Source organism: Massilia sp. X63, from assembly GCF_041023745.1.
In the GTDB taxonomy this organism is placed as follows: domain Bacteria; phylum Pseudomonadota; class Gammaproteobacteria; order Burkholderiales; family Burkholderiaceae_D; genus Telluria.
Genome location: NZ_JBFTEF010000001.1, coordinates 604,329 through 621,170 on the forward strand (window position 1 = coordinate 604,329; position 16,842 = coordinate 621,170).

Below are 16,842 nucleotides of genomic sequence, written 5' to 3' on the forward strand. Positions count from 1 at the left end.
TGGCATGGTAGCAGGCCGCGGGCGCACGGCTGCGCCGGGCCCGGCACGACCAAGGTAGCGCCATTGTAGCCCAGCCGGGACCCGCTGAGTCGGGAAACCAGGGTCACCGTCCCTGCGCCGGCCGCTGCGAGACCTTCGCCAGGGCGTCCTGGAGCTGGTCCAGCTCGTAGGGCTTCTGGAGCGACAGGTAGGGGAATTCGAGGTGGCGCAGCAGCGAGTCGCCGTAGCCGGAGGCGAAGATCACCTTCAGCCCCGGATGGTCGGCGAGCGCGCGGCGCGCCAGGTCCACCCCCGACATGCCGGGCAGGCTGACGTCGGAGAACAGCACGTGGTAGCGCTGCTTTCCCAGCAGCGCCAGGGCGTCGTCGGGATGGGCGACGCCGTCGGCCTCGTGGCCGAAGGCCTTCAGCATTTCGCATACCAGGTACTGGGAATCGAGGTTGTCCTCGACTACCAGGATGCGCAAGGCGGCGTCGGGCGCTTCCTGCTCGCCCAGCAGCGGGGCGGGTGCCGGCGGGGCCAGCAGGACGTGCACGCCGCCGATGCCGCCGGCGCCGTCGGGCACCGGCGTCAGGCGCAGGTCGCAGTGGTGCGCGAGCGGGCCGTCCGCGTGGCGGAAGGAAATGTGCGCGTCGGCGACCACGCCGGGCTGGCCGTCCCATGCCCCCTGCAGCGCGCCGGCGGCGCCGGCCAGCGGCGGCGGCAGTACCGAGGGCACCGAGCCGCCCGGCACCCGGCCGCAACCCACCCCGGCCAGCGCGGCATACGCTTCGTTGAAGACCAAGACGGTTTCGCGTCCCCACACCAGCAGTCCCGGCAGGGGCGTATTGAGCAGCAGGTCGGCCGCCACGCGCAGCGGGACAGGCCAGCGGCCCGGCTCGCCCAGGCTCGTGCCGGACCAGTCGTAGGAGGCGGCGTTGCGCGGCTCGGTGGCACTGCGCGGATCGTATTCAGGCATGGGCAAACTGTTGTAGGAACGAAAACATGGCGGCAATCCTACACCAAATGGCGCCGTACTGCCGTCTCGATCCGTGCAGGCCTTGCGCCGCGCGAGCAAAAAAAAGCCCGCTTACTGGAAGCGGGCTGAATCTATTTCCTTGGAGGAGAATAGAGGAGACAGGTAGGATGATGCTGCATTGCCGCAAATTCGTCTAATTTATATTTCCAATGACTGCCATCAGGAATATTGATGAGCGCGCTTTGTCAACCGGTTCGTGGCGTCGCTGCGACGCCGGCGCCGCGGCAATCGTGCGCCCTTGGTGCAGGAGGGAAAATGTTCTAGGATGGCAACTATGTCAAAACCTTCCAAGCTTGCCTGCGTTTGTGCAGCACTGTTTCTGCTGCACACGGGCAGCGGGCACGCGTCCGGCCAGGCCGCGGCGGACGGTGCGGCCGGGCCCGACGGTCTGGCGCTGGAAGACTACTCTCTGGAACAGCTGTCCGACATCGTCGTCACTTCGGTGGCGCGCCAGCCGGGCCGCCTGGCCAGCGCGCCGGCGTCGGTGTACGTGATCAGCGGCGCCGACATCGCGCGCGCCGGTGCGCTCACGATTCCCGAGGCCCTGCGCCTGGCGCCGAACCTGCAGGTGGCGCTCGCCGGGGCGCAGGAGTACGCGATCAGCGCGCGCGGCTTTTCCTCGCAGTTGGCCAACAAGCTGCTGGTGCTGGTCGACGGCCGCAGCGTGTATTCGCCGCTGTTCTCCGGCGTCTACTGGGAAGCCCAGGACCTGGTGATGGCCGATATCGAGCGGATCGAGGTCATCAGCGGCCCGGGCGGCACCATCTGGGGCACCAATGCCGTCAACGGGGTCATCAACATCATCACGCGCAGCGCCGCGGACACCCAGGGCGGGCTGGCGCAAGTCCATGCGGGCCAGCGCTATGCCGGCGCCGTGCTGCGCCACGGCCGCCGGCTGGCCAACGGCGCCTTCGTGCGGGTGTACGGCAAGCGCGACGAGGCCGGCGCATTGAAGCTGGACCCTGCCGGCCACCCCGCGGCAAGCGAAGGCGGCGGCGTGGGCCGGCGCCAGGCCGGCTTCCGGCTCGACTGGGACGGCGCCGAGCAGTCCCTGAGCGTGAGCGGCGACCTGCATGCCGGCGCGCTGCGCGAGAACCGCGCGCCGCGCACCGATTTTTCCGGCGCCAACCTGGTCGCGCGCTTCGATCGCCGCCTGGCCGGCGCCGCCGCATTGCGCCTGCAGGCCTGGGTGGACCAGGACCGGCGCCGCCAGCGCGGGGTCGGCAGGCACCGGCTCGATACGGCCGATATCGAAGCCCAGCTAGCCACCCGGGTCGGCGAGCGCCACGCCCTGACCTGGGGCGGCGGCTACCGCCATGCGCGCGACCGCTTCGAGAACGGCCCGGTCCTGCAGTTCGCGCCGACCCAGCGCCGCCTGCGCTGGTCCAACCTGTTCGCGCAGGACGAGTTTGCCGCCACGCCGGCGCTGCGCGCGACAGCCGGGCTGCGCCTGGAGCACAATGACTATACCGGCACCGAGGTGCTGCCCAGCCTGCGCCTGGCCTGGGACCATGCGCCGGGCGCCATGGCGTGGGCGGCGGCGTCGCGCACGGTGCGGGCGCCGGCGCGCATCGACCGCGACCTGATGCTGGCCGACCCGGCCGCGGACGGGCGCGCCTACCTGGTGGCGGGTGGGCCGGACATGCAGTCCGAAACGGCCAAGGTGTTCGAGCTCGGCTACCGGGCGCAACCGGCCACGGCGCTGTCATATGCGGCTACGCTGTTCTACAGCGACTACGCGCGGCTGCGCACCCTGGAGCCGCAGCCCGGCGGGGCGGTGTTCCGCAACCTCGGCTACGGCCGCGGCCACGGGCTGGAGCTGTGGGGCAGCTGGCAGGCCATGCGCGGCTGGCGCCTGTCGGCCGGCGCGGTGTTGCAGGACGTCGACACCGGGGTCGCGCCGTCCAGCCGCGATGCCTCGGCGCGCATCGGGCTGGCGACCGGCGATCCGCGCAGCTACTGGCAGCTGCGCTCCTCGCACGAACTGGCGCGCGGCCTGGCGGCCGACCTGCTGCTGCGGCGCGTCGCGCGACTGCCTCAGCCGGCCGTGCCGGGCTATCATGAACTCGACGCGCGGATCGCGTGGCAGGCACGCCCCGGCGTCGAACTGGCCCTCACCGGCCGTAACCTGCTGCATGCCAGTCATCCCGAGTTCGGGGCGGCGAGCGTGCGCCAACTGGCCGAACGCAGTGTGTTCGCCAGCGCATCGCTGCGTTTTTGAAGGCCCATGACCAGAATGAAGATCCACCCTCCCGACCGCATGCGACGCCGCCTGGCCTGCAGGACGCTGGCCTTGCCGCTCGTATTGTCGCTCGCATTTCCATTGTGCGCGGCAGCCGCGGGAACGGCGCCGCGCGCCAGCGCCGATGTTGCCGGCGCCGCCGGCCAGGCCCTCGAGCGCCGCGTCAAGGCGGCCTTCCTGTATAAATTCCTCGGCTACGCCGAATTCCCGCCGCAGGCCTTCGCCGACCCGGCCGGGCCGCTCACGATCGCCGTGGTGGGCTCGGACGACATGGCCGCCGAACTGGCGCGCATTGCCGCCGGCCGCGTGGTCGCCGGGCGCCCGATCGCGGTGCGCCGGGTGGCCGAGCACGAAACGGTGCCGCCGGTGCACCTGCTGTTCGTTGCCGGCAGCGACGGCGAGCGCGCCGGCCGCGTGCTGCGCGCCGCGCCCGGCTCCTTCCTTACCGTGACCGAATGCGACGGCGGCCTGCGCTATGGCAGCGTCATCAACTTCCGCATCGTGGATGAGCGGGTGCGTTTCGACGTGTCGCTGGATGCCGCCGAAAAGAACAACGTCAAGCTCAGTTCGCGCCTGCTGACGGTCGCCAACCGAATCCAGAAAGGAGGCTCGTGATGAGCATCCACGATACCGGTTCGGTCCGCAGCAAGCTGATCCTGATGGCGGTGGCGACCACGGTCGTCGCGCTGCTGTCGGCCGCCATTGCCATGATCCTGGTGGACCTGCGCACCTTCCAGCGCGTCTGGGTCGACGACCTGGGCACCCAGGCCGACATCGTCGCCAACGTCGCCGCGCCCGCGCTCTCGTTCAACGACACCGCCGCCGCCACCCGCAGCCTGGCGGTATTGCGGGTGCGTCCGCAGATCCTGGCCGGCGCCATCTATACCAACAGCGGCCAGCGCTTCGCCACCTGGGCCAAGGCCGGCACCGAAGCCGCCTTCCCGGCGCGGCCGGAAGCAGCCGGTTACCGCATGGAGCGCGGCGAACTGGTGGTATTCCGCCCGATCGTCGAGAACGGGGAGCCGCTCGGCACCGTCTACCTGCGCTCGCGCTACGGCCTGCTCGACCGCGTGCTGAGCTACGGCGCCATCCTTGGTGTCGTGATGCTGGGCGCGCTGGTGATCGCCGCGCTGGTGGCCTCGCGCCTGCAAGCCTCGATCACGCGTCCGCTGGAGGCGGTCACCGACGTGGCGCGCCAGGTGATGCTGCGGCGCGACTTCACCCTGCGCGTGCCCGGCAACGAGAAGGGCGAGATCGGGGTGCTGGTCGAGGCTTTCAACGACATGCTGGCCGAGATCGGGCGCCGCTCCGACGCGCTGCAGGCGGCCAACCGCACCCTCGAACACGAGATGACGGTACGCGAGCGCGCCGAACAGGCCCTGATCGTGGCCGACCGTCGCAAGGATGAATTCCTCGCCACCCTGGCGCACGAATTGCGCAATCCGCTGGCGCCGATCCGTACCGGGCTGGACATCCTGCGTATCCGCAGCGGCGACGCCCAGGCGACCCAGCGCGCCACCGACATCATGGAACGCCAGCTGCGCCAGATGGTGCGACTGGTCGACGACCTGCTGGACGTCTCGCGCATCAACACCGGCAAGTTCACCATCAAGATGGGACGGGTCGAGCTGAAGGCGGTCGTCAACGACGCGCTGGAGGTGGTGCGCTCCTATATAGAACTGCATGGCCACGAGCTGTCGATCGACCTGCCGGACCGTCCGGTGTTCCTGCACGGCGACGCCACCCGCCTGGCGCAGGTGCTGTCGAACCTCCTGAACAACGCCGCCAAGTACACCAACCGCGGCGGGCACGTCAGCCTGAAGGCCAGCGTGGAAGACCGCACTCTGGTGCTGGAAGTGGCCGACAACGGCATCGGCATCGCGCCCGACATGCTCGATACCGTGTTCGAGATGTTCGTGCAGGTCGACTCGACCCTCGAGCGCAGCGTCGCCGGCCTGGGCGTCGGCCTGTCGCTGGCGCGCAAGCTGGTCGAGCTGCACGGCGGCACGATCGAAGCCAGGTCCGAAGGCCTGGGCCACGGCAGCCGCTTCGTGGTGCGCCTGCCGATCGTGGTCGATCCGGAACCGATCGCCAAGCCGACGCCGGCCGCCTTCATCAGCACCGAGAGCTACCGCATCCTGCTGGCCGACGACAACGTCGATTTCGTCAACAGCATCGGCGCGCTGCTCACGGCGATGGGCCACAGCGTCGTGATCACCCACAACGGCCCCGATGCGCTGGCCGCGGCGGCGCGCTTCTGCCCGGATTACGCCTTCCTGGACATCGGCCTGCCGCACATGTCGGGCTACGACCTGGCGCGCGGCATCCGCAAGCTGCCCTGCGGCGCGATCACGGTGCTGATCGCCGTCACCGGCTGGGGCCAGGAAAAGGACCGCCAGCTCGCCTTCGAGGCGGGCTTCGACCACCACATGGTCAAGCCGGTGCGCTTCGAGCAGATCGAGGAAATCCTGGGCAACCGCAGCATCATCAAGAAGCTGCGCACCTGATCGGGAGGAAGGGATACTGCGCGGCAGGGAAGGGAACGTGAACCGGGCGTGGCGTCACTGGCTCCAGGCGGAGCCGGCCGATCGTCCACCCGCCCTTGTCCGGTACGCAGGCGAAAGACGAAAAAAAACGGAAGCGCTTGCGCGCTTCCGTCTATGTGCTATGCCAGGCTGCTATCAGGCCTGCTTGGCCTTGCGACGGCGCGCCAGGAAGCCCAGGACGCCGAGGCCGCCCAGCATCATGCCGTAGGTTTCCGGCTCCGGAACCGGGGCCAGCATCACGGCGCCGCCGAACGAGGCGCCGGCATCCGACACCAGGTTACCGCTGACGCGCAGGTAGTAATCGCCGGCGCTCAGGTTGTTGGCGGTGATGCTCCAGACATCGATGGCGCCGCTCTGCAGCATGGTGCCATTGGTGATCAGGGTGTCGTCTTCGCCGTACAGAGCCAGCCCGGTGATGTCCAGGCCCACGTCGGCGCTGCGGCTGATCGACGAGATGATCGCATCCAGGTTCATGCCCATGTCACCATCGATGGTGAAGGTGAAACGGTCAGCGAAGGTATTGCCTCCGTTGTCAGCTTCAAAGGTATCGCCGAAGAAGGCGCTGTTGTCGATCAGGTCGAGCGCCTGAGGGGAGTTGCCGACGACGTCCTGGGCCATGACGGCCGACGAACCAAACGAAGCGGAAGCCAACACAATTGCAGCAATAAGAGATTTTTTCATTTCTTTCCTCGCATAGAATCAGCCGCGTCCTGCAGCCTGGGTTTCAAGTATCGGGGAACTTCATGCTATCAAAAGGATAAAAAAAAGCACGTGAAAGTGTGATTGAACGGTCAATTCGTGATTGTCATGCTAGGAATCAATAAATTTCCAACGGGACATGCTAAAGCGCGTTTCCTCATAGGAGAACGCGGCTGATAGGCGTTGAAGAATAGAAAATTTTTATCGGGTTGCTAAAAAAGCGTGGGCATAGTCCTACAAAAAGAGGGGAGCCTCTCCGGCGTCGAGGCCCCGCTATTTCAGCCCGGTTTAATGATTGAAGCGTAGAAGTTGATGGGTTTTAGGTGCTTTTTGCTGAGTTGCCGCGGCCATACGCGATGAGGAACGATGCGCGAGGCCGGAGAATGCGCCTACTCAGGTCAGAAAAAACGAGGGAGGAGGGCAGAAAAGAAAAATGGCCCAGAATCGCTTCTGAGCCATTTAAAAAAAATTGGTGCGGCTGGCAGGAATCGAACCCACGACCCCTTGGTTCGTAGCCAAGTACTCTATCCAGCTGAGCTACAGCCGCCCGAGGCACGCATTATAGCAGCAGCTGCCGGATTGGCAAACCCCATTTGTGATCGCGGCGAACCGGCCCCAGGGGTTGCCCGGCGCGGCTCAGAAGCTGCCGATGACGATCGGCGAGAACAGCACGATGAAGACGAGGATGCGGATCGCATGGGTTCCGGCGACCCGCAACGAAGGATGACGTTTCTCGACCAGGAGCGACCAGACGAAGCCCGACATCCCGACGGCCAGCGCGAAGGCGATCAATCCCCCCAGGATCAGCAAGCCTTCCGCCAGCATGGCGCTTCGGTGTGGCGCCGGCGCGGCGGCAGCAAGGAAACGGTCCAAACCGACCGGGACCAGGGCGGCCCCCAGGAGCATGAGGCCGTTTGCGACTTTCAGTTGAGTGCGAGGAATCATGCGCGGCAGTCTACATGACGAGCGCGTATTAAAATTCACACAATTTCACTGGCGTAAATAATGGTGGTGATAGACAACATGTGGCCTGATGTGAAGCGCGTCGGCAACGATGCAGAAGGCGACCGGATGCGCCGGCGCCCCAACGAAAAAAGGGACCAGATTTTTTAATCTGGTCCCTGATATTCTGGTGCGGCTGGCAGGAATCGAACCCACGACCCCTTGGTTCGTAGCCAAGTACTCTATCCAGCTGAGCTACAGCCGCCCGAGGCACGCATTATAGCAGGAGTTCGCGTATTGGCAAAACCCTATCGGCACCCAGCCAAGCATGCCGGCGCTGCCTCGCTCCGCGATGCGGGCACACCGCAAGATGGGGGCAGGGCACAACGAAAAAAGGGACCAGATTTTGCAATCTGGTCCCTGATATTCTGGTGCGGCTGGCAGGAATCGAACCCACGACCCCTTGGTTCGTAGCCAAGTACTCTATCCAGCTGAGCTACAGCCGCCCGATGCACGCATTATAGCAGGGGATCGCTAATTGGCAAAATCTCATTGGCATCCGGATGGAAAGAAGACGCCAGGCAGCTTGCAGGCGCAATCGACGCGCAGCGAAGACGGCGCCGCCATCCATTGGCAATGGATGAGGTTTGAACTGCTGCGCCGTTGCATGGCCGAGCTGCGCAGCCGCCATGGGAAGCGGCGATGCATGCGCCTTAGTGAGGGGCAGGCATGCCGCCTGCCGGGCTTTTGCCCGCCAGCGCGGCATTGCGCAGCAAGCGGGCGAGCCGCCCCGCCGGCGCACTAGCGGCCCAAGCTTCATGACGATGGGCGTTCGACGGCAACCGGATCGCCTCTGCCAAGCGATCGCTCCGCATTGCGATCGGCGTCATCCATCGTCGTCGACGACGGCACAACGAAAAAGGGACCAGATTTTTCAATCTGGTCCCTGATATTCTGGTGCGGCTGGCAGGAATCGAACCCACGACCCCTTGGTTCGTAGCCAAGTACTCTATCCAGCTGAGCTACAGCCGCCCGATGCACGCATTATAGCAGCGGCTTATTATTTCCGGAAGTATCAATTTTTTCCGTAGGCAAACGAGCTCTGGTAGATTAGCCGGGTTCGATCATCGAGGATTCGTATGTTTGCCTGGAAGCCGGGACCGCGCCTTGCCCTGTGCGCCCTGATATTGCTGTGGACCTGGGCCGGCGCCGCCATGGCCGCGCCGCGCAGCCTGCGCTTCGAGCGCCTGTCGATCGAGCAGGGGCTGTCGCAGCAATCGGTACTGACCATCCTGCAGGACCGGCGCGGTTTCATGTGGTTCGGCACGCAGGCGGGCCTGAACCGCTTCGACGGCTACCGCTTCACGGTCTACCGCAACGACCCCGACAAGCCCGACAGCCTTCCCGACAATTATGTGCTGGCCTCCCATGAGGACGAGCAGGGGCGACTGTGGTTCGGCACCAAGGGCGGCCTGGCCCGCTTCGACCCGGCTCGCGGCGGCTTCGTGCGCTACGCTGCGCCGCAGGCGAACGGCCGGCGCGCGGGCAGTCCGAACGCCGGCGGCGCGCCGGGCGCCAGCGCCTATGCCGGCAGCCCTTATGCAGGCAACCGCGCCGTGCTGGACATCCAGCCAGCGTCCGGCGGCGGCTTGTGGCTGGCCACCAGCGACGGCCTGCAGTTCCTCGACCCCGCCAGCGGCCGCCTGCGCAGCTACCGGCATGACCCGGCCGACCCGGCCACGCTGCGCGACAACCGCGTCAGCGCGCTGGCCCTCGACGGCCACGGCAACCTGTGGATCGGCACCGCAGCCGGTCTGGACCGGCTGGCGCCGGGCGCCGAGCACTTCCAGCACTACGACGTCGACGCCCGCGACCTGCAGCGCAACACCGTGCTGGCCCTGTCGATGGGCCCGCGCGACACCCTGTGGATCGGCACCGCGGCCGGGCTGGAAGCCTGGCGCCTCGGCGACGGCACCCCCTACGCGCAGCCCGAGCGCCGCCACATCGGCAGCCAGGACGGCCTGGGCGAATCGCGTATCAACGCCCTGTACCACGACGGCGGCAACACCTTGTGGGTCGGCACCGACATGGACGGCCTGAAATGGCTCGATCCGGCTACCGGACGTTTCCTCAGCTACCGCAATGATCGATCCGACCCGCATTCGCTGTCGGACAACCAGGTGAGCGCGATGCTGGTGGACCGTACCGGCACCCTGTGGGCAGGCACGCAGTTCGGCGGCGTCAACCGCACCGACCTGGCCAGCGGCGGCTTCGTGCGCTACGGCAGCAACCATGGCCTGGGACGCGCCAAGGTGCGCGCCATCGCCGAAGATCCGGACGGCAGGGTCTGGATCGGCACCACCGGCGACGGCCTGATGCGCATGGAGCGGCCGGGCGGGCAGGTCGAACGCATCGGCCGCGGCGACCAGCCGGGCGAGGTCGTGACCGCGCTGGCGCACGCCGCCGGCCGCACCTGGATCGGTACGCCGACCGGCCTGGCCTGGCGCGACTCCGCCGGACGGTTCGGCCGCAGCGCGCTCGGCGATAACCCCGGCGCCAACTACGTGCAGGCGATCCATGCAGGACGCAGCGGCACGCTGTGGGTCGTCACGCGCGGCGGGCTGGCGGCGCTGGCGCCCGGCCGCTCAGCCGGCGGCGACCGGGTGCGCACCTGGCGCCACGCTGCCGACGATCCTGCCAGCCTGGGCGAGAACTACGGTTTCACGGCGCTGGAGGACCGCCGCGGCATCGTCTGGATCGGCACCGAGACCGGCCTGGAACGCTACGACCCGGCGACCGGCCGCTTCACCCACTTCCGCCACGAACCGGGCAACCCGAACGGCCTGCGCCACAGCCGCATCTATTACCTGATGGAGTCGGCGCGCGGCGAGCTGTGGGTCGGCACGGCGGGCGGCCTGCACCGCATGCAGGCCGGGAAGGATGGCGTGCGCTTCCGCTACTATCCTTTCGGCAGCGGGCCGGAGGCGCGGCCGATCGGGGCCGTGATCGAGGACCAGCACGGCTTTATCTGGGCCAGCACCACCACCGGCATCACGCGCGTCGATCCCGGCTCGGGCGCGACCACCAATTACACGGCAAAGGACGGGCTGGTGGACGGCTCCTATTTCGTCGGCGCCGCCATGCGCGGCCGGGACGGCCAGTTCTGGTTCGGCGGCGTCAACGGGCTGACCTCGTTCATGCCGGACGCTGTGCGCGAGAACCCGTATCCGCCCGTGGTCGTGATCACCGACTTCCTGGTGCTGAACCGCTCGCGCGCCACGCCCGACCTCCACGCGCAGCCGGCGCTGACGCTGTCGCACCGCGATTCGGTGTTCGCGCTCGAATTCGCCGCGCTGCACTACGCCGACCCCGACGGCAACCGCTATGCCTATCAGCTGGAAGGCTTCGACCAGGGCTGGGTCGATACCGATGCGCGGCGCCGCTACGCCAGCTACACCAACCTCGATCCGGGGACCTATGTGTTCCGCGTGCGCGCCAGCAACAAGGACGGCGTCTGGAGCACGCAGCCGACCAGCCTGACGATCACGATCACGCCGCCGTTCTGGAAGACCTGGTGGTTCCGCATGCTGGCCGTGCTGGCCGCGCTGGCGCTGTTCACCGCCGGCTACCGGCTGCGCATCCGCGCCCTGGTGGCCCAGAAGCTGCTGCTGGAGCGCGAGGTCGGCGCGCGCACGGACGAACTGCTGCGCCAGAAGGAGTCGGCCGAGCGCCGCAAGCGCGAGGTGGAGGAACAGAAGGAAGTGGTGGAGCAGGCGCACCGCAACATCGCACTGCTGTCGGACATCGGGCGCGCGCTCACGTCCAACCTGGACCTGGAGGCGGTGATGTGTACCTTGTACGAGCAGGTGCATGCGCTGATGGATGCGACCCTGTTCGCGGTGGTGCTGCGCCATCCGGAACGGGGCACCCTCGACTATGTCTACGTGGTGGTGGATGGCGAGCGGCGCGATACCTTGGAGCTGGCCGAGGATCCGGACCGGCACCTGGCGGCCTGGTCGATCGTGCGCGGGCGCGAGCTGCTGGCCGGGCAGTCGCAGGGAGCGCTGGCGCACGAGCTGATGGACTACCTGCCGGCACTGCCGCACGACGACCCCGGGCGCGCGCTCGCACTGGCGCTGCCCTGCGCGGCGCGCGCCGGCATGGCGCCGCGCTCGCTGCTGCTGGTGCCGGTGATGGTGGGCGAGCGGGTGCAGGGTGCGCTGACGGTGCAGAGCCCGGCCGCCCGGGCCTACGGCCAGGTCCACCTCGACATGCTGGAAACCCTGGCCGCCTATGTGGGCGTGGCGATCGACAACGCCAGCGCCTACCACCAGCTCAAGGAAACCCAGGCCCAGCTCGCGGCGCGCGAAAAACTGGCCTCGCTCGGCTCGCTGGTGGCGGGTGTCGCCCACGAATTGAATACCCCGATCGGCAACAGCCTCCTGATGGCCAGCACGCTGCAGGAAAAGACCAGCGACATCGCGGCGCGCTTCGACGGCGCGACACTGCGCCGCTCCGACCTGGCCGAGTACATGTCGGCGTCGCGCGAGGCGTCCGGCCTGATCATGCGCAGCCTGCACAATGCGGCCGAACTGGTCAACAGCTTCCGCCAGGTCTCGGTCGACCAGGCCAGCGCGCAGCGGCGCCGCTTCGACCTGGCCCAGGTCTGCCAGGAGATCTCCGCCACCCTGATGAATACCGTGCGCCTGGCCGGCCACCGGCTCGAGCTGGCGGTGCCGGCGGGGATCGCGATGGACAGTTTCCCCGGCCCGCTCGGGCAGGTGGTGATCAACTTCGTCAACAACGCGCTGCTGCACGCCTTCGAGGGCCCGGGCGGCCGCATGCTGCTCGGCGCCACGCTGGTCGAGGGCGGCAGCGTGCGCATCGAATTCCGCGACGACGGACGCGGCATCCCCGCGGAGCACCAGTCGCGCATCTTCGACCCCTTCTTCACCACCCGCATGGGTCAGGGCGGCACCGGCCTCGGACTGAACATCACCTGGAACATCGTCACCACGCTGCTGGGCGGATCGCTGCGTGTCGACAGCCAGCCGGGGCAGGGCGCAGCCTTCATCCTGGAGCTGCCGCTGCGCGCACCCGACCCGCAGGCGGCGCCCGGGGCAATCGACACGCCCGCGCCGGCCTGAGCGGTTCAGGCCACCAGGTTCCGCGGCCGCCCGGCGGCCCAGGCCTCGATGTTATCGACCAGCATGTCGGCCAGCGTTTGCATGGCGCCGCCGCTGGCCCAGGCCACGTGCGGGGTCAGGATGAAGTTCGGCAGGCGCAGGCGCAGGAGCGGATTGTCCGGTTCCGGCGGCTCCTTGCCGAGCACGTCGAAGCCGGCGCCGCCGATGCGCCCGTCCAGCAGGGCCGCGGCCAGCGCCGCCTCGTCCACCAGCCCGCCGCGCGCGGTGTTGATCAGCAGGGCCTGCGGTTTCATGAGGCCGAGTTCGCGCGCGCCGATCAGGTGGCGCGTCTCGGCGCTGAGCGGCAGGTGCAGGCTGACCACGTCGGACGTGGCCAGCAGCGCCTCGAGCGGCAGCTGCGCCACGCCGGCTTCCTTGACCGGCGAGCGCGAAGTGGCCACGACTTCCATCCCGAAGGCACGACCGAGCTGCGCCACTTTCTTCCCCAGCGCGCCGTAGCCGACGATGCCGAGGCGGCTGCCGGCCAGGTCGCCGATCGGGTGGTCCAGCAGGCAGAAACGGCTCGAGCGCTCCCAGCGTCCGGCCTCGACGTCCGCCATGTAGGCGCGCAGGTTGCGGCGCAAGGCGAGCAGCAGGGCGAAGCAGTGCTCGGGGACCGAGACGAGCGAGTAATCGCGGATGTTCGACACCGCGATGCCGCGCGCGCGGCAGGCCTCGAGGTCGACGTTGTCGGTGCCGGTGGCCGCGATCGCGACCATCTTCAGGTCGGGCAGGCGCGCGATGGCCGCAGCGCGCAGCGGCACCTTGTTGGTGATGGCCACTGTGGCCCCGGCCAGGCGCTCGACCACGTCTTGCTCGGCGCTGCCGGGATGGTCCTGCCACTCGTGCTCGAAGGCGGGGACGCGCACATGGGCCTGGAGGCTGTCGCGGTCGAGGAAGACGATTCGGTGCATGGCGTGCTCGCAGCGGGTGAAAACCACATTGTAGACGCCATCCGGGATCCGGAAACGACAAAGGACAGGGCGAACCTGTCCTTTGGCATATGGGGGCCTGGGCGGCGTATTATTTGGTGGCTGCGGTCGTCATGGTCTTGGCATCGGCATGGTCGGCGGCCTTCTCTGCCTTGGCTTCAGCCTTGTCGGCCTTGGCGTCGGCCTTCTTGGCGGCCTCTTTCTGATGCGCCTTGGCCTTGGTCTTGGCAGCATCGGCTTTCGCCTCGGCGACGTCCTTCTTCGCTTCGGCCCTGGTTTTTTCTACCTTGGCGTCGGCCTTGGCGACTTCCTTGTCGTGCTTGGCTTCGGCCTTGGCCACGTCCTTGGCTGCTTTGGCGTCGGGGGTCTGGGCGAACGCCGAGGTGGCGAACAGACCGGCGATCAGGGTAGCAACGATCATGCGCATGGTGCTTGTCCTCATTCAGGTTGGGAACCGGGGCCATCCCCGTATCCTGGCCATTCAACGGGGACGCGCACAGGCGCGTTGACGGTATTTACAACCGGTTACAAGTCCGGCGACACGGTTAGCTGGCGTACAGTCGGGCCGGCTTGCAGGGGCCTACACTGGCTGCACGCCGATAGCCGGGAGGTGTCACATGCCAGACGCGCTCAAACAGTACAAGGCCAAGCGCAATTTCAAGATCACGTCGGAGCCTGCCGAAGGCGGCGTGGCGAGCACGGAGGCGCTGAGCTTCGTCATCCAGAAGCACTGGGCGAGCCGCCTGCACTACGACTTCCGGCTCGAACTCGACGGCACCATGAAGAGCTGGGCCGTGCCCAAGGGGCCGAGCTACGACACCCACGACAAGCGCATGGCCGTGCACGTCGAGGACCATCCCATTTCCTATTCCGATTTTGAAGGCACCATTCCGCCGAAGCAGTATGGCGCGGGCAAAGTCATTATCTGGGACAAGGGTACTTGGGAACCGATCGGCGACCCGCACGAGGGCTACCGCAAAGGCAACCTGAAGTTCGCCATCCACGGCCACAAAATGCAAGGACGCTGGGTGCTGGTGCGCATGAAGGGACGCGGCGACGACAAGCAGGAACCCTGGCTCCTGATCAAGGAGAACGACGAGTACGCCCGCCCGGCGGAAGCATTCTCGGTGGTCGACGAGATGCCCGACAGCGTCAAGGAACTACCGATGCCGAAGCCGGCGCGCGGCAAGCTGGCGGCACTGAAGGCCGCGGATGCGCCCAAACCCGCGCGCAAGCGTGCGGCCGCCAAGGCCGATGCCAAGACACCGGCCAGGCCCGCGGCCAAGCGCAGCCGCAGCAAGGGCGCGAAGGCCGTGCTGCCGGACGGGGTGCAGCAGGCCGCGCTGCCGGAAGCATTCCAGCCCGAACTGGCGACGCTGGTCGACGCCGCCCCGCCAGATCCCGAAAACTGGGTGTTCGAAGTCAAGTTCGACGGCTACCGCATGCTGGCGCGGGTCGAGAACGGCGCGGTGCGCCTGATCACGCGCAACGCCAACGACTGGACCGACAAGCTCAAGCCCCTGCACGACGAACTGGTGCGCATGAAGTTGCCGGACGGCTGGTACGACGGCGAGATCGTGGTGCACGACGAGCATGGCAAGCCGGACTTCGGCCTGCTGCAGCTGGCCTTCGATGGCGTGCGCACCGCCGACGTCGTGTACTTCGTGTTCGACGCGCCCTACTGCAATGGCTACGACCTGCGTGAGGTCCCCCTGGTCGAACGGCGCGCGGCGCTGGAACAGATCCTCAAGAAGGCCAGGTCGGACAAGGTGCGTTTCTCCGCCGAGTTCGGCGACAATCCGGACGAGCTGGTGGTGGCCGCCTGCAAGGTCGGCCTGGAAGGCGTGATCGGCAAGCGCCGCGATTCGCGCTACGTGTCGCGCCGTTCGCCCGACTGGATCAAGCTCAAGTGCGGCCTGCGCCAGGAATTCGTGATCGGCGGCTTTACCGACCCCAAGGGATCGCGCAAGGGCGTCGGCTCGCTGCTGCTCGGCTTCTACGACCGCGAGGGCAAGCTGCGCTACGCCGGCAACGTCGGTTCCGGCTTCAACCACGCCTCCCTGATGGACATCAGCGAACGCCTGGAAGCGCTGCGCACCGACGAGAGCCCGTTCCCGCCGCGCGCGGTGCCGGGCCGCCAGCACCACTGGGTCAAGCCGGTGCTGGTGGCGGAGGTCAGTTTTTCGGAATGGACCAATACCGGCTCGGTGCGCCACCCGGTGTTCCAGGGACTGCGCCAGGACAAGCCGGCGCGCGGCATCCGGCGCGAGGAACCGCGCCACATCGACGACATCGAGGAAAGCAGGCATCGTCCGGCGCCCGACGAGCCGGTGTCGCCGCCGCCTCCGGGCCTGCACGGCAAGCTGCCGGACAAGCTGCGCGTGACCAACCCGGAGCGGGTGGTCGACCCCTCTACCGGCATCACCAAGCTGGATGTCGTCCGCTACTACGCGCTGGTGGGCGAGCTGATGATGGAACACCTCAAGCGCCGCCCGCTGACCCTGGTGCGGGCGCCGAGCGGGATCGGCGCGGAACTGGTGTTCCAGAAGCACGCCGACGTGAAGAAGCTGCCCGGCGTGAAGCAGATGGCGCAGTCGCTCGATCCGGACAACCCGCCGATGCTGGAAATCGCCGGCGTCGAGGGCATCCTGTCGGTGGCGCAATGGAATGCGATCGAGCTGCACACCCAGAACGCGCTCGCGAAAAGCTACGAGACCCCCGACCGCATGGTGTTCGACCTCGACCCGGGCGAGGGCGTGGAGTGGACCCAGATGCAGGAGGCGGCGCAGATCATGCACGCCTTCCTCGACGAACTGGGACTGCCGTCCTTCCTGAAGACCAGCGGCGGCAAGGGCCTGCACGTGGTGGTGCCGCTCAAGCCGGAGTACGGCTGGGACACCGTCAAAGCCTTTTCACAGGCCATCGTGCGGCACCTGGCGGCGACCCTGCCGGACCGCTTCGCCTTCAAGAGCGGCCCCAGGAACCGGGTCGGCAAGATCTTCATCGACTACCTGCGCAATGGCCGCGGCGCGACCACCATCAGCGCCTGGTCGGCGCGCGCCAGGCCGGGATTGGGCATCTCGGTGCCGCTCGCGTGGGATGAACTGATGAAGCTGAAGTCGAGCGCGCAGTGGACCGTGGCCAACGTGCACACGCGGCTGGACAAGGGGAACGAACCGTGGGCGGGCTACGCCAAGGCGGCCAAGGGGCTGACCAAGGCGATGAAGCTGCTGGGATTCGACGACTAGTCAAGGGTTTGACGCGTTCGAATCGCGCC

General features: G+C 67.5%; 10 protein-coding genes and 4 tRNA genes. 5 read left to right on the plus strand and 9 right to left on the minus strand.

Translation table 11 applies throughout. From position 1 onward, the window contains the following. Positions 1-103: 103 nt before the first annotated feature. On the minus strand, positions 104-958 hold the full coding sequence (locus AB3347_RS02745; protein ID WP_369090229.1) for a response regulator: 855 nt from the start codon (positions 956-958) through the stop codon (positions 104-106). Positions 959-1,292: 334 nt separating this feature from the next. On the opposite strand from AB3347_RS02745, the gene AB3347_RS02750 reads away from it, so the two are divergent. From AB3347_RS02750 to AB3347_RS02760, 3 genes are read left to right on the plus strand one after another with little or no spacing between them, the layout of a single operon-like run. Continuing rightward, on the plus strand, positions 1,293-3,239 hold the full coding sequence (locus tag AB3347_RS02750) for a TonB-dependent receptor plug domain-containing protein (protein WP_369090230.1): 1,947 nt from the start codon (positions 1,293-1,295) through the stop codon (positions 3,237-3,239). Positions 3,240-3,245: 6 nt separating this feature from the next. After that, positions 3,246-3,875: a YfiR family protein gene (locus AB3347_RS02755; protein ID WP_369090231.1), complete on the plus strand. Its 630-nt coding sequence runs from the start codon at positions 3,246-3,248 to the stop codon at positions 3,873-3,875. Then, positions 3,875-5,767: an ATP-binding protein gene (locus AB3347_RS02760; RefSeq protein ID WP_369090232.1), complete on the plus strand. Its 1,893-nt coding sequence runs from the start codon at positions 3,875-3,877 to the stop codon at positions 5,765-5,767. The genes AB3347_RS02755 and AB3347_RS02760 overlap by 1 nt, the downstream gene beginning before the upstream one ends. A 174-nt stretch (positions 5,768-5,941) precedes the next feature. Here AB3347_RS02760 and AB3347_RS02765 read toward each other — a convergent pair whose 3' ends face one another. From AB3347_RS02765 to AB3347_RS02790, 6 genes are all read right to left on the minus strand, one after another. Beyond that, positions 5,942-6,487: an FxDxF family PEP-CTERM protein gene (locus AB3347_RS02765; protein WP_369090233.1), complete on the minus strand. Its 546-nt coding sequence runs from the start codon at positions 6,485-6,487 to the stop codon at positions 5,942-5,944. A gap of 488 nt (positions 6,488-6,975) precedes the next feature. Then, positions 6,976-7,052 (minus strand) — tRNA-Arg (locus tag AB3347_RS02770). An 89-nt stretch (positions 7,053-7,141) separates the two neighbouring features. After that, positions 7,142-7,411, minus strand: a complete 270-nt coding sequence (locus AB3347_RS02775; RefSeq protein WP_369090234.1) for a hypothetical protein — start codon at positions 7,409-7,411, stop codon at positions 7,142-7,144. Between the two features lie 224 nt (positions 7,412-7,635). Further along, positions 7,636-7,712: transfer RNA gene (locus AB3347_RS02780), tRNA-Arg, on the minus strand. Positions 7,713-7,876: 164 nt separating this feature from the next. Further along, positions 7,877-7,953, minus strand: a tRNA-Arg gene (locus AB3347_RS02785). 449 nt (positions 7,954-8,402) lie between these two features. Continuing rightward, positions 8,403-8,479 (minus strand) — tRNA-Arg (locus tag AB3347_RS02790). 107 nt (positions 8,480-8,586) lie between these two features. Here AB3347_RS02790 and AB3347_RS02795 point away from each other — a divergent pair. Then, a complete protein-coding gene (locus AB3347_RS02795) occupies positions 8,587-12,594 on the plus strand; it encodes a two-component regulator propeller domain-containing protein (protein WP_369090235.1) in 4,008 nt (1,335 codons plus the stop codon). Positions 12,595-12,599: 5 nt separating this feature from the next. Here the strand turns inward: AB3347_RS02795 and AB3347_RS02800 are convergent, their stop codons facing one another. Further along, a complete protein-coding gene (locus AB3347_RS02800; protein WP_369090236.1) occupies positions 12,600-13,547 on the minus strand; it encodes a D-2-hydroxyacid dehydrogenase in 948 nt (315 codons plus the stop codon). A 109-nt stretch (positions 13,548-13,656) separates the two neighbouring features. After that, positions 13,657-13,992: a hypothetical protein gene (locus tag AB3347_RS02805; RefSeq protein WP_369090237.1), complete on the minus strand. Its 336-nt coding sequence runs from the start codon at positions 13,990-13,992 to the stop codon at positions 13,657-13,659. A gap of 190 nt (positions 13,993-14,182) precedes the next feature. Between AB3347_RS02805 and ligD the strand changes: the two genes are divergently transcribed. Then, positions 14,183-16,813: a DNA ligase D gene (gene ligD, locus AB3347_RS02810; RefSeq protein ID WP_369090238.1), complete on the plus strand. Its 2,631-nt coding sequence runs from the start codon at positions 14,183-14,185 to the stop codon at positions 16,811-16,813. Positions 16,814-16,842: the final 29 nt, after the last annotated feature.